At 32.6% G+C, this 12,789-nt stretch carries 16 protein-coding genes and 1 pseudogene; 2 read left to right on the top strand and 15 right to left on the bottom strand.

Annotated features, from left to right (window positions below; genetic code table 11):
• Window positions 1–63: 63 nt before the first annotated feature.
• From BM203_RS07895 to BM203_RS07825, 14 genes are all read right to left on the bottom strand, one after another.
• Complete coding sequence (locus BM203_RS07895) at window positions 64–387, bottom strand: TrbC/VirB2 family protein (protein ID WP_228150133.1); 324 nt, start codon at window positions 385–387, stop codon at window positions 64–66.
• A 77-nt stretch (window positions 388–464) separates the two neighbouring features.
• Window positions 465–692: a hypothetical protein gene (locus BM203_RS07890; RefSeq protein WP_090094139.1), complete on the bottom strand. Its 228-nt coding sequence runs from the start codon at window positions 690–692 to the stop codon at window positions 465–467.
• A 15-nt stretch (window positions 693–707) separates the two neighbouring features.
• Entirely contained in the window at window positions 708–1,082 is a 375-nt protein-coding gene (locus BM203_RS07885) for a hypothetical protein (RefSeq protein WP_090094138.1), read from the bottom strand.
• A 285-nt stretch (window positions 1,083–1,367) separates the two neighbouring features.
• Window positions 1,368–3,470, bottom strand: a complete 2,103-nt coding sequence (locus BM203_RS07875) for an isopeptide-forming domain-containing fimbrial protein (protein ID WP_159428304.1) — start codon at window positions 3,468–3,470, stop codon at window positions 1,368–1,370.
• 73 nt (window positions 3,471–3,543) lie between these two features.
• Window positions 3,544–4,734 carry an SLAP domain-containing protein gene (locus BM203_RS07870; RefSeq protein WP_090094133.1) on the bottom strand — a complete coding sequence of 397 codons (1,191 nt, stop codon included), beginning with the start codon at window positions 4,732–4,734 and terminating at the stop codon, window positions 3,544–3,546.
• A 28-nt stretch (window positions 4,735–4,762) separates the two neighbouring features.
• Window positions 4,763–5,065, bottom strand: a complete 303-nt coding sequence (locus tag BM203_RS07865; RefSeq protein ID WP_090094132.1) for a helix-turn-helix domain-containing protein — start codon at window positions 5,063–5,065, stop codon at window positions 4,763–4,765.
• 2 nt (window positions 5,066–5,067) lie between these two features.
• Entirely contained in the window at window positions 5,068–5,415 is a 348-nt protein-coding gene (locus BM203_RS07860) for a type II toxin-antitoxin system RelE/ParE family toxin (protein ID WP_090094131.1), read from the bottom strand.
• 79 nt (window positions 5,416–5,494) lie between these two features.
• Window positions 5,495–8,020: an isopeptide-forming domain-containing fimbrial protein gene (locus tag BM203_RS07855; protein WP_090094129.1), complete on the bottom strand. Its 2,526-nt coding sequence runs from the start codon at window positions 8,018–8,020 to the stop codon at window positions 5,495–5,497.
• Between the two features lie 167 nt (window positions 8,021–8,187).
• Entirely contained in the window at window positions 8,188–8,631 is a 444-nt protein-coding gene (locus BM203_RS07850) for a hypothetical protein (protein WP_090094128.1), read from the bottom strand.
• 19 nt (window positions 8,632–8,650) lie between these two features.
• On the bottom strand, window positions 8,651–9,085 hold the full coding sequence (locus BM203_RS07845; protein ID WP_090094126.1) for a hypothetical protein: 435 nt from the start codon (window positions 9,083–9,085) through the stop codon (window positions 8,651–8,653).
• Between the two features lie 30 nt (window positions 9,086–9,115).
• Window positions 9,116–9,841: a class A sortase gene (locus tag BM203_RS07840; RefSeq protein WP_090094125.1), complete on the bottom strand. Its 726-nt coding sequence runs from the start codon at window positions 9,839–9,841 to the stop codon at window positions 9,116–9,118.
• Window positions 9,842–10,063 (bottom strand): hypothetical protein, encoded by a 222-nt coding sequence (locus BM203_RS07835; protein ID WP_143453055.1) that lies wholly within the window; start codon window positions 10,061–10,063, stop codon window positions 9,842–9,844.
• A gap of 499 nt (window positions 10,064–10,562) precedes the next feature.
• A complete protein-coding gene (locus tag BM203_RS07830) occupies window positions 10,563–10,925 on the bottom strand; it encodes a hypothetical protein (protein ID WP_090094121.1) in 363 nt (120 codons plus the stop codon).
• Entirely contained in the window at window positions 10,922–11,176 is a 255-nt protein-coding gene (locus tag BM203_RS07825) for a helix-turn-helix domain-containing protein (protein ID WP_090094120.1), read from the bottom strand. Before BM203_RS07825 ends, BM203_RS07830 begins: the two co-directional genes overlap by 4 nt.
• A gap of 179 nt (window positions 11,177–11,355) precedes the next feature.
• Between BM203_RS07825 and BM203_RS07820 the strand changes: the two genes are divergently transcribed.
• Both BM203_RS07820 and BM203_RS07815 read left to right on the top strand, forming a co-directional pair.
• A complete protein-coding gene (locus BM203_RS07820) occupies window positions 11,356–11,754 on the top strand; it encodes a helix-turn-helix domain-containing protein (protein WP_090094118.1) in 399 nt (132 codons plus the stop codon).
• A complete protein-coding gene (locus tag BM203_RS07815; RefSeq protein ID WP_090094116.1) occupies window positions 11,735–12,166 on the top strand; it encodes an ImmA/IrrE family metallo-endopeptidase in 432 nt (143 codons plus the stop codon). Before BM203_RS07820 ends, BM203_RS07815 begins: the two co-directional genes overlap by 20 nt.
• Window positions 12,167–12,214: 48 nt before the next feature.
• Here the strand turns inward: BM203_RS07815 and BM203_RS08470 are convergent.
• Window positions 12,215–12,789 (bottom strand): annotated as a pseudogene (locus BM203_RS08470) (hypothetical protein); the annotation flags it as partial.

Genomic DNA, 12,789 nt, shown 5'->3' with positions numbered 1-12,789 from the left:
ATCCCCACCACTTACCCAGTAGCAATTGCTAGCTACTACTGCTTTTTAATTGTTAACTACGGATTATATGTGCCAACCAAAAATATTTGCAACAGCTGGTACAAGACTTGTAGCTAATGCAACAACTGAAACACCTGCAAGTGCATACATTAGTAAGGATTTAGCTGTGCTAGAGATTCTATTACCAAAAGCAAGTAAAATACCTGCAATAATAATAATTACGATAAATAGACCTTTTGAAATACTCTTCAACCTACTCTGCGTGGTTGATGATGCTTTATTGATATTATCGAATACATCAAGCATTACAGGGTGGTCATTTAAAAATCCCTGCATACCAATAACTCCACTCCAAAACAAAAATCCCATCTTGCTAATTAACGCCATAAACATAGTTTTCTCCTTTTTTATAAAAAAAATAAGCATTTCAGTTAATGACTGAAATACTTATTTTCTGACAAATTTTATTCATAATTGTTCTGTTGCTGATCTTGTAACTTCTGTAGTTGTTCATCCAATTCTTGTTGACCAGCAGCTTCTAATACTGCATTTTGTAACTCATCTCTTTTTCCATTGCTCAACAAATTTTCAAAAAGTTTACTGAAAATTTTGGCTTCCCATTGCTTTTCTGTTAACCCTTGTGCCTTGTGTAACTTGCGTAAGAGATCAGTTTGAGCTTTATTTAAACTCATGTATTCCTCCCAAACTTAATTATCATGTAACCATTGATTTAGCATTTGCTTATCAACTTTACCAGCTCGATAATCTTCTAAAATTTTTATAAATTGATCCTTTTTATCCTGCAAACTTTCTAATTTTGAACTTAGTTTTTCCCGTTGCTTAGAGTTTTTTTTGATACTTCGATTAATGGTCAGGCTCGGGGGTAATTCTCTGTATTTACTTATGAACTTATCCATTGTAGCTATTTTATCCTTTAACTCGGCTATCTGGTCATCATATTCTTGCAGAATAATATTGGGGTCATTGTCCATATTTTGTTTCAAATTTTGCAATTTTCTATAATTTGACCATGTAAAATAGACTATATATGCCATAACCAGTGCAATAATACCCTGAACCATAAAAATTTACTTTTCCTTTCATTGTTTAATTCCTATTCCTATAAATTTAAGAATATGCCCAATAATAAATAAACCAGATTATCAAAGACCAAAAAATTAGTATTAAGACCGTATTTGCAATAGTAGCAAAATCTTCCCAACATCTAACAAACTTATCTATCCATGTATCATTAAAATAATCGAATATATCTAAACATATAAGCAACAATATCAAAAAATTAATGATAAAAAAAACTAGGACTATCTTCCAAAAGTTACCAAATAAAAATTGTGCCATAAATTGAACTACTTAAGATCTGGCAATTCAATCCACTTCTGCGCGCTTGGTTTTAGTGGATTTGGCAAAACATCAACATTATTTGTGAAATCTGATTTATCATTCACAATAAACTCAGCTTTATTTGGAATTTTAATTTTGCCACTGTCCTTGTCAACGTATTTCATTAACTCAGCCACATTTTTAACATTTGCGATAATGACCATCTGTAAATGTTTACCGTGCCATTTAGTGGCATCAATAGCTGTCCAATCAACGACATTGCCATCAGTAGTTAATTTACCTTGATCAGTTACATCTTTCTTATTATCGTCTAAATCGTAAATATGAACGTTCTTAAGATTTAAAACAGGTTCCAATTTATCTTTAATTTCAAGTGATTTGAGATTTTCATCATCTTGAGCAATAACATCAACTGTATAAGGGAAATCTTGGTCAAAATCAACTGCTAACTCTTTACCATTGCCTTTACCATCAGTAGACACAGCCTTCATTTGACTCTTTTTAGTAAATGGAATGTTTGTTGTTGTCTTATTACTGTTAGATGAGCCATTAGAAGTAGTTACCTTAGCTTCGTTATAGATAACTGCTTGGTCTTTATGCTTAGAATCTTGATGATCAGCTAAAGTCACACCTGATTTAACTTTGCCATCAAATGTTATCTTATATTGCTCACGATAAAAATCATCTTGTTTTAAAGAACTATCTTTTGCAATAACCGATAATTTGTTATTAGCGTCTACCGTTACTGTAAACATATATGTAACATCTTGGTTTGCACGGTTATAAACATGGATATTAGAGATGTCTAAGTCGGGATCAATATTATCAGTAATAATATATTGATCATACTTAAATCGATCTAATACGTCTGGGACATCATGTACGATCTGATAATGATCTGGTTCGTAACGGTCTTTCAATAAATTATGATCAACTGACTTATCGGTTCCAATTTCACTTGGAGTATTAGTTCCTTCATCTGCATCAGAAACATATTTTCTAGGCTGTTTTGGCTTATCAGGCAAGATTGCTGTTGAACTATATTGCAAAAAAGCATGATTGAAAAATGTAGCATCAATTGACGAAGATATATTTTCTACTGGATATTTTGTATCTGCATCAGGATCATATTTTCCAACCATAGACCATATACGTGGAAGACCTAACAAAGTATTTTGATCTTCAATTGCTTCTTTACCCGTATTTTGACCAAAGACCCAATTAATAATAAAACTGGACGCATTGGAATAGGAGGCTGTAAATGCTCCTTTTAATTGATCAGACGTAACAGTTCCGGCATTATGACCGTCATTCATAATTGGTGTATTATGTTGATTTGCATCTGAATAAATATAATCAACGCCACTTATTTTTTTATTGCTTAACCAAGTGTCGCCAGTTTTTGGATCCCCATAATAAATCTGATCCACATTTGACATAGTAGATGGATCTATCCCCACCCACTGATTTCCGTCAATATCCTTAAATGACCATGCAGCTGATATTTTTACAGGCTTATGTGTATCATGATCTAGATAATCAAGACGATATTTAACAGCCCCCATTCCCGGAGTAAAGATTTCAAAATCATCTTTACCAAAAGCTGCATAAGCAGTGTTAACTGCCACTTTGCTATCTTCCTTACCATTCCCGTTGGTATCTACCCATCTATAGTTCTGAACTTTCCAATCTAGCATGGTTATCTTAATGTCAACAGTATGCCCAGCATAAGTCCCAACATTTGAATAATAGACACCAACTTTGCCTTTTAAATCATCATTATTGCTAGTTTCATCTGACAACTGAAAAGCAAACCAATGTTTTGTTTTATCTTCTGTATGACTGGCAGAGGTTGCCCAATCAGAATTAGTGCCTCCAAAGGGTTTGACTTTAGTTATCCCAGGTAAAACTTTAGCAGAAAAACTATATTCTCCTGGAATTTTATTACTTTGACTATTAGTACCTTTAGGTAAATTTGTCATTTGCGCATTATCTGCTTTTACGGAATTATTGCTAAAAGCTAACCCACCAGCCAATGCGCCAATCGCAAGCAATACACCCATGCTTTCGCTCAAGCTGTATCGCTTTTCTAAATTTATTAAATTCATTAATTTTTCCTTTCTATAATAAAAAAGCATTACTTTGTAGTAATGCTTTTAATTTATTTAAAAATACAATTATTTAATTTGAGTTATACAAGGCGTTCCATTTAGGATTATCCCCACAAACTTCAATAAAGATCATACCAACAGATGAACTAGTACCATTCCAGAAATATTTCATTGCTAGCGCGCCATATGCCTTATTATCTTTATCTCCTCTAATACGCTTTGCAATTTCTGGAGAAGATTTTAAAGCATCAAACATTGCCGTTGCTACATGCTCTATATTTCTATCTTTTAAATCGAAAACAAAGCCAAAACCAGGGGAAGTAATACTATAAAATATTGGTTTATTAATTCCCCGAGTAGTTTGCATGCCATTTTCTTTCAAGCTAGGCAAATAAGGGGCAATCTGATCAACATCTTGCGAATTAACAGCTGACTGGCAAAGGAACATATTATTGCCTATGGTCGAGTTATTAACAAAATTGTCTAACTCAGCATTAGCTTTATAGGGTTGATAACCATTTTCAACTCTATAATTTTGAATCTTTGTCCATAACAAGTTCCGTATTTGATTTACTTCATCATCAGTGAAGTAAACATACCCGTTTTTAAGCAAAAAATTTATTTCACTCTGAGTAGGTTTTTCGCTTGATTCTGGATTTTGCTCATCAGAGTTATTGCCTGTATTTGATTTATTATCTTTATTTCGGTCTTTTTCACTAGCATTGTTATTATTTTCTGAAGGTACCTGTTTATCGCTACCGTCTAATGCTATAGCGCTTGAAACCAGAATATAATGGTTATTGCCAAGAATATAAAATTGCTTGCCTTTAATTTTGACCACACCGTGAGTCAATTCAGTTAAGCCTTTTTTAAGAACTTGACCCGTTGGGTGCCCTTGAGAATTATAAATTGGTGCCTTATTTATCAAATATACAATTTTAGCTTTAGATGAACTGTTTTTATCTTTAGTTTGAACAACATTGGCAGCCTTAATATATTGTCCTTGGGATAAAAGATAATATTTTTTACCGTTAATCTTAGTTTGACCATAAGAGAGCAAAGTCTGTTGCTTCTTCAAAACTTTTTTACCCTTGCGCTTACCATTCTTATTATAGATATAAGCATTATGCTTTAACTTAATAGGATAGTTATTTTTAGCAGCTTCTACTGGCGTAACGATATTTTGGGTATTCACAAAATCCGCAACACCGATACTGAATAATGTTGCAGTTGCTAGACTAAGTAATACTCTTTTCTTCATAACTTTTACCTCTTACTTCTTAAGAACTTTAATCTGCATATTCAAAAGCCAATTTTGGATTATCGTTAAATATATCCATTAGCTTAGACACGGCACCTCTTGGAGTATTTCTTCCTGTTTCCCATGCCGTTACTGTTTTGGGTGAAACAGCCATTACTCTAGCAAATTCAACCTGCGTTAAATTTAGCTTATGACGTAACTGTTTAATAGCCGTAGCATCATATTTAGAAGATAGGTCGATCGTTTCAACTTGGGTTTCAAAGCCTGGATCATGTCCATCTAAAAGCTGGTTTAATTCATCTAAACCCTTTAATAGTCTTGATTCTGTCATTACTATTTCCTCCTTAATCGCTTAACAGTCGCTTTTAAAGCATTACGTTCTGCTTTAGAGAGATTGGACTTTTCACTTTTAGCATAAATTGCTAAAAAGTAAAGATTATCATTGGTTATAGCAACATAGATTGTTCGATAACTTCCGCTTTTACCCTGATTATCTTTTTTAGATGCAAATCTAAATTTATATGCACCACCAGTTCCCTCAAGTATTGAGCCAGGAAGTTTCTTACCATAATTATTAATTTGATTCTGTAAATTTTTTTTGTCCTCTTGGGTAAATCCGTACTTTTCCCAATATTCATTAAAAATAGGCGCATATTTGAACTTTATATCTATTTTTTTCATGCTATTTCCTCTACCACTAATAATTATAGTCTATTAAATAGTAGTATGCAAGTAATCAAGTTAGAAAAGTGTATATAAATTACTTCTTAAAAATATTTTTTACCTTGGACTTAACTCCTTTATTCTTCTTATATAAATAATAAGCTACACCACTTGCTACAGCTAACAAGCTACTTATGATTAAACCAACATGAGACAAAACAAAGTGCCCTGTTCTTGGTAATAATCCATTTTTACCAGTAAGCCCATTTTTACTGCCATCTCCGTGTAATATGCTATTCGGACTATTTGGATTATTCGGGTTATTTGGACTAGCTGGATTTCTTGGATCATCTTTTGGATTAGATGGTCCATTTAATTCAGTCTTAACTTCATTAGTCGGCGTGTCCTTACCATTAATCTGTAAATGTCCTACATTTGGTATCTTATGGTCACTGTATGAGCTTAAATCCGCATTAAGTTTGATATTAGCAGCTACTGCTGCATATAGTTTCTTACCGCTATATTTTGCTGGTTCTTTAGCTGTCCATGTCCAACTCTCGTCAGTATCATTAATAACTAAATTACCATCATTAGTAATGTTTGTACCGTCTGCATCAAGAATTACTACATTTTTAAAATCAAGCACATCTTGTAAATCGTCACTTACAATCAATGATTTAATGTCAAAATTATTGCCAGTATCATATGTTAGTAAATAATAAACGGCATCTCCTCTAGCAGCTTTGTTATTGTCGACTGTAGTTGTATTGATTATAGCTTTCAAATCATCTGCACTTGTTGGTACCTTTGTGCTAGGTTCACTACCTTGCTCATTAACCTTAACTGGGTTAGCTGCTTTATAGGGACGAGATAGTACATCGAGTGCATCTTTAAATTCTTTGTCACTAACACTACTATTAGCTTTTTGATAAGATCCATCAGCATTTTGCTTAACCTTACTCTTCGCTTCTTTAATTTTTGGATCATCTGCATTTCCTTCAATTGCCTTAGAAACTTTATCGCTGGTTTCTGTTTCTTGGCTTGCAGAAGTCATGGTTTTATTACCAAAATATTTTGTCCAATTAGAAGGATCACGTACAATACCCTTTTTAGCAGTTGGTTCTGTAGTTTTTGGTGTAACAATTGGGGTATTTGACGCTGTGTCCTCGCCTGAATCTCGCATATGAGCAGTGTTTGGAATCTCAATAGTATTATTCTTTAAATATTTTTGTAAATCAGCATTCGGCTTAATTTTAGCTGTGATTTCGACTGTAAAAGTTTTGCCTCCCATATCAGCTACAACATTATCGTTAGGTTGCCAGACAAAGCTTTCTTTTTCATTGTCAATTTTAATTTTACCGTCTGAATCTGTTACATCTTTACCGTCTGGATTTTTAACAACTACTTTTTGAATATCTAAAACATCTTCCAAGTCGTCACTAAATTCAACGTTTTTTAAGGTTTTACCTTGAGCTGGCGTATATTTAACTTTGTAAGTAAAGTCTTTACCTATCTCAACGTTATCTTTATCTTCATGGTAATTGCCAGAAAGTCCTGCCACTGATTTCACAACCGTATTTTTCTTGTCAGGTGGTGGTGTCACTACATCTACTCGATTTGACGGTATATCTTTATTGTTATAGCTCATATGGGCAACATTGGGGATTTTATATTGCTCTGATGCTTTATCTAAGTATTTTGATAAATCGGCATTTGGCTTAATTTTAGCTGTAATGTCAACTATGAAAGAATGATCGGGCATTTTACTCAAATAGTCTTTTGTCGGTTGCCAAGCAAAGCTTTCTTTTTCATTGTCAACCTTCAAATCTCCACTATTTTTAGTAATGTCATTACCTTTATCATCAGTAACTTTAACATCTTTAAAGTCTAAAACATCTTCCAAGTCGTCACTAAATTCAACATTACTTATGTCTTTGCCATTTTTAGGAATAAAATATTGTGCCCTGTAATGGATCTCATCGCCAATTTGATATTTAGCAGTATCAACATACTTTCCGTTTTTATCTTCTACTGATTTAAAAATGGTAGGTTCTTTGTCATTTGGTGTATGAACTTCTACTTTATTTGAAGCAATATCTTTGTCATTAACCTGCATATGCGCAACATTTGGAATATTGTATTGATTTGTGTTTTTATCTAAATACTTAGACAAATCCGCATTTTCATCAAGTTTTACTACAATCCGCATTTTCATTTTTCTAGCAAACCATTTGTCAGCTGTACCTGCTTTTGCCAGCCAACTTATTCTATTGGTTGCTTTATCAAAATCTAGTGTCCCCTGATCAGTTACATCATTACCTTTATCATCATAGAGAGTTGCTTTACTATAGATGTAGCAAGGCTCCAATTTATCAAATAATTCTAATTTATCCATGTTAGAATCTGCCGATACTTGATAATCAACATCAAAACTTATATCTTTTCCTTTTTCAAAGATACCATCAGTGCCCAATTTAACTTGTTCAGCCGCCATAGCTTTATTAGGCACTGTTAAAGTATTTTTACTTTGACTATAGATTCCAGCTCCAGCTCCAGTAATTGATAAACCGACCCCCAAACCAACAGCCAATTTTTTTAATTGCTTTTTACTTAAGCGTCTCATTAACTTTCCTTTCTCAAACAAAAAAAAGCACCGTTACTAAAAAGTAACGGTGCCGTTAAGTATTATCTCTATTTTTAAAAATTAAGCTATGTTATTCTATATAATCAACTCCTTTCAGATTTCTACCTAAATTTAAGCGAAAAAAAACTGCTACTTCTCCGTAACAGTTATTTTTTTACCTTGTTGAATTTGGCATAGCTCTTTACCTCGCCTGTCATCATTCGATGTGCATAAGCAACTCCGGTCGCTGCAATAAAATTATCATTATTAATATTCCGATTAGCATAAATATTTGGATAAATAATTTTAATTGCTTTTATCATTTCTTCATATCTTTGCTTACTAAAAGTTACTTGTATATTCATCATTGGCTCGCCAGTATTGCTGGCAAGCCATGCAGGTAATTTAACAGTTTCACATTTCCCTTCCAACTCATAACTTGGCAACTCTTTTTGTAACAATTCTCTATAAGCAAAAGCTACAATTTGTTCTGCGATAGATGGCATTTGTACACTATTTGCAGGTATTTTATGTGCTATATCTACCAGTAATTTGCCCACTAAATCATATTCTTTTCGTGGGACTTTGAAAATTAAATCATAATAGTTCATTTTTAAATTTCTCCTCTGCTTAAGTGCTATAGATGGCACTAATATTTTTAGCAGCTTCTACTATTCCAGAATCTGCCTTACCTTGACTTGCTTTTTTTATAAAAACATAACCTAGATGTGCTAAAAAAGCAGTAATACTTTTGTTGTTATCGTTAACTAAATTTGGATAATTTAACTGTAAATCGTGCATCATGTTTTGATAAAGTGTTAACTTTAAGTCGGTTTCTATCACGTATGAATCCGAAAATAAAAGTTTGGGATATTTTATTACCCCAAACTTTTTGTGTTCTTTATTATCCTGCTTTTCTAGCCAGAGCTCTTGATGGGCAAACCATAGTAACATTTTTCCCACAAATTTGTCTTGATTTTGTAGTGGCATTGATAGATTAGCCTTACAATATCTGGTTGCTTCTTCAAATTCTGACTTCAAAATTGTAAATCTTACTCTTACCATTTTTTCATATAATCTACTTTCCTTTTCAATTTAATATTTGAAAACTTGTTTTACATTTTTAGAAGCACCACTTAACAGTTGCGAACCAGTCAATTTACCTCTGACTAATAATCTACCTTGTCCTGTATAATCACATGTAAACAAAGATATTACAGGATGACTGACATATTTTTTATTATTAAATGATAATTGGAGGTTGTAGACACTAATAAATTGAGCAAATTCTACTTTGTAATAGTAAACAGTTTTAAAATCTGTCAGGTAAATTACTGTGCCCTTTTGCAAGGTTCCATTGACTGTTGCTGTATAAAGCGGGCTAAAATAGCTTGTGCCATCGTTCACATTGTGACCTGCAAGTGGATAATTATTTTGTCCCATTTTTTGATTTGCTCGAAAAGTACCAACACCTAATGCTAGCTCATCATTACCAACTCCTCTGAAAATATTTAGTAAGATGTTTTTACTAGGTATGGCTATTTGACCTATTGCACGGTAATCCCTTCTAACTCGCCACGCATGTGCAAGAGAGCTTGGAGTAATTGGCTTCACTTTTTTCATATTGTAACTTGGCTTATGCTTCTGATGATTATGCCTAGCCTGCATAATTTCAGTGTCATTAGTTGAAATATGGTGAGCTGCCAGCCCCTGCAATTTATCAAAATTTAAGACCACTACAATTGCTACAGCTATAATTGCTAATAAACAAAATACCAAAATATTATTATGAGTCTTTACACTCGCTTTACCTGTTCTCATCTATCTAATCACAAAGGCTTCTACTAAATTACCATTATTGTCACGTATATATGTTAATGATAGTCCATATTTTTTGCCCTTGCCCTGACTTACTGCTGCTCGCATTACCATACTTTCAGTATCAGTTAATTTTGGAAAAATTTTAGGATTACGTAAATGTAATCTTTTTCTTTTAAGGCTATATGTCGACAATGGCATTACCTTAATCTTTTCTTTTTTCATTAGCTGATATAAGTTATATAAACAACTTTTATATTCTTTTTTCATGTTAGTTTTACCTTAAATATCTTAAAAAGAATCAGCAGTTTTTAATTAAACAGTTTTACGCTCTGGCTGTTAACGAGGACGGTGTTTGGTTTACCGACAACCCTAATATTTTGTGAATTGCATAGCTGGATAATTATGTGTCCATTAACTATAAATTGTCTCCTACTTGCTTGTTTTAATAACAATTACCATCAGTTTCATTGATTTACAGTGACTACAATCTTAATGATTTTTTACACTCAATTAGCAATAAATTTGCGGAAGTTTTACCATATAGGTCTTATGGGGTTAATGCTTACTGCTATCATCATTTATCATTAACATTAGCGTAGTTCCGCTTATCGCTCCCAAGTAATATCTAGCTGTCAATGTACTAATGGTTAAATAATTACTTAACCAACGACAAGCTTTGGAATCGAACCAAAATAGAACCTACTTCTTGTCACTTTCTGTTTTAAGCATATTTACGTGTGATTTTAACCAAGCGTAAATCAGGCTGTCTATGGTTAATAGGGTATTTACGTTTGCAAATCAATCTAGCGGGTTGATTTGTACTGCCAAATCCCCATCCTTCATAGATACGATCATATAGCTCATTAATTGAGTACAAATGAGAATGTTTTTGACTATATCCCTTAGCTTGTTGCTGTACTGCTAATTGTGTATCCTTAGCTTTTACAAAAAAGCCATCAACGTTATAATAAAGTTCATTGTCAAACAAACGCAATACATATACACTATCCAAAATCTCTGTTTTAGTAATCGGGCGAGCATATTTTATAATGCTTTTTGACCGATCTATTCTTGAAAATCTCATATTAAATCTCTTTCATTATCATATTCACATAATGTGTACTTTTTAAGTAAAAAAATATTGGGATTTATTTTTAATGCTTTAGCAAAAATAAAAGCAAAATCGGGTGTAAATTTTAGTCTACCATTGATGCGATCGTTAAAATTGCTACTGCTAATGTTCATAAGATTAGCAACATAAGCGTGTGAAATATTATGTGTGTCCATATATTTTTTTGCAATTTCAGAAGCATTTTTCTTTAAAATACTTTTCATTCTATCACCTCAGTCCAAATATTCTCAATTTGTGTATCTATATTATATTCAATTTTACTACACAAATTGAAAATATCAAGTAGAAATATACACTTATTGCCAATAATTATATTCATTACGAATATCATATATTAAAATATACTCAAAATGAAAATAAATATATACAAAAGAAGGAAATTATGACAACTTTTAGCAAAAGACTAGAAAAAAGACGTTTAGCAAAGGGCTGGACAAAAACAAAAACGGCTAAAAGGTTAAAAATAGGCTTGTCAACTTATGCTAATTATGAATACGGGTTAAGAGAACCCGATATAAAAATGCTTACGTTAATAGCAAACTTATTTGATACTTCAACTGATTACCTTTTAGGAAAGACAGATAGCCCATATGTTAATGACAATCAATTTGATAATTTTGACGATGAACTGGATTGGACTGATTTCGGCATGGCTTACGGGGGAAGAATTTCTCCAGAACTTAAAGCACAATTTGAGGCTTTAGCCAAAGATTACGTCAAAAGACATCCAGAAGCTCTTAAAGATTCTTTTGAGGAAGAAGATGATGAATTGGATGACTAACAACGAAGACGTAATGCTATGGCTAAAGAATTATTGCAAAAAACACAAAATAATTGTTACTTATAGAACTGACCTGTCTCCGAAAGATAATTCGTACAGCTACCGTTTCCCAAGAATTATTTATTTAAATGATAATTATATTCAACATCTAAAGCCGTTTGTATTTGCTCATGAAATCGGGCATGCAATGTGTGCTAAAGAGGACTTGGTAACAGATAAATCACTTTATTCTGCAAGACAACATAATGAATTCTTGGCCAATAAGTTCGCTATTAGACTGCTTTTCAAATATTGTCGTGAAAATGATATTCATTTTAATAGCATATATACCTTCGCAGAAGCTTTTGGTATTCCTAATTGTTATTTTTTTTTACTCGAAAATTTGATGAAGAAAATGCTTATTAGATTTTAAAATCAAAAGTAAAACATGAGTAGTTTCTCAAAAGCATTATAAGTTGTTCTACTCATGTGCCGCCAGAACAGAATGAACATAAGTATTTAGATTATTAACCATTGCTGTATATAAATAGCCCTCGTAATTAGTAATGCGTTTACTCGAATCAGTGTCTACTGTACGGATTCGGTTAAAGTAATTACGTAACCATTTTGGCATTTCATCGGTTAAATTTTCTAAGTCTAACAAGCCTGTGTAAGCCCCAAAGCCTTGATTAGTCATGTTTTTAGTTACTGCGTTTTTAGCATTCAAAATAATCTGAACAAAACGATAAACTTCTTTTGGTGTTTTGCACCATGATTTGATTAGGATTGCTGATTCCTGATTTAAAAATGGGGGTCTATCTTTACTGTTAATTAAATCAGGTAAATGGTTAAGTAAATCATTATTTTGTTTTTCAATCTGTTCAGGCGAATATTTGTTCTTAGAAAAGTTTAACTGAGTATCTTCATGTATCTTATTAGTATCTATATTATTATTATATAAATTGTGTTTCATTTTGATAATGTCGCTTGGCTCTAGGGATTTAGCACCTTCGTCTCGAGGTTTCATTTTGATAATGTCTTGTGGCTCAACGGTTT

Origin of the sequence: Lactobacillus bombicola (assembly GCF_900112665.1) — a bacterium.
In the GTDB taxonomy this organism is placed as follows: domain Bacteria; phylum Bacillota; class Bacilli; order Lactobacillales; family Lactobacillaceae; genus Lactobacillus; species Lactobacillus bombicola.
This window is presented reverse-complemented; position numbering and strand designations above follow the sequence as displayed.

What these genes read in the sequence shown, in the direction of transcription:
- BM203_RS07830 (WP_090094121.1), bottom strand. Translation starts at nt 10,925, where the DNA reads ATGAGATTTTCAAGAATAGATCGGTCAAAAAGCATTATAAAATATGCT.
- BM203_RS07820 (WP_090094118.1), top strand. Translation starts at nt 11,356, where the DNA reads ATGACAACTTTTAGCAAAAGACTAGAAAAAAGACGTTTAGCAAAGGGC.
- BM203_RS07895 (WP_228150133.1), bottom strand. Translation starts at nt 387, where the DNA reads ATGGCGTTAATTAGCAAGATGGGATTTTTGTTTTGGAGTGGAGTTATT.
- BM203_RS07825 (WP_090094120.1), bottom strand. Translation starts at nt 11,176, where the DNA reads ATGAAAAGTATTTTAAAGAAAAATGCTTCTGAAATTGCAAAAAAATAT.
- BM203_RS07860 (WP_090094131.1), bottom strand. Translation starts at nt 5,415, where the DNA reads ATGAAAAAAATAGATATAAAGTTCAAATATGCGCCTATTTTTAATGAA.
- BM203_RS07890 (WP_090094139.1), bottom strand. Translation starts at nt 692, where the DNA reads ATGAGTTTAAATAAAGCTCAAACTGATCTCTTACGCAAGTTACACAAG.
- BM203_RS07840 (WP_090094125.1), bottom strand. Translation starts at nt 9,841, where the DNA reads ATGAGAACAGGTAAAGCGAGTGTAAAGACTCATAATAATATTTTGGTA.
- BM203_RS07845 (WP_090094126.1), bottom strand. Translation starts at nt 9,085, where the DNA reads ATGGTAAGAGTAAGATTTACAATTTTGAAGTCAGAATTTGAAGAAGCA.
- BM203_RS07875 (WP_159428304.1), bottom strand. Translation starts at nt 3,470, where the DNA reads ATGAATTTAATAAATTTAGAAAAGCGATACAGCTTGAGCGAAAGCATG.
- BM203_RS07865 (WP_090094132.1), bottom strand. Translation starts at nt 5,065, where the DNA reads ATGACAGAATCAAGACTATTAAAGGGTTTAGATGAATTAAACCAGCTT.
- BM203_RS07850 (WP_090094128.1), bottom strand. Translation starts at nt 8,631, where the DNA reads ATGAACTATTATGATTTAATTTTCAAAGTCCCACGAAAAGAATATGAT.
- BM203_RS07815 (WP_090094116.1), top strand. Translation starts at nt 11,735, where the DNA reads ATGATGAATTGGATGACTAACAACGAAGACGTAATGCTATGGCTAAAG.
- BM203_RS07885 (WP_090094138.1), bottom strand. Translation starts at nt 1,082, where the DNA reads ATGGTTCAGGGTATTATTGCACTGGTTATGGCATATATAGTCTATTTT.
- BM203_RS07855 (WP_090094129.1), bottom strand. Translation starts at nt 8,020, where the DNA reads ATGAGACGCTTAAGTAAAAAGCAATTAAAAAAATTGGCTGTTGGTTTG.
- BM203_RS07870 (WP_090094133.1), bottom strand. Translation starts at nt 4,734, where the DNA reads ATGAAGAAAAGAGTATTACTTAGTCTAGCAACTGCAACATTATTCAGT.
- BM203_RS07835 (WP_143453055.1), bottom strand. Translation starts at nt 10,063, where the DNA reads ATGAAAAAAGAAAAGATTAAGGTAATGCCATTGTCGACATATAGCCTT.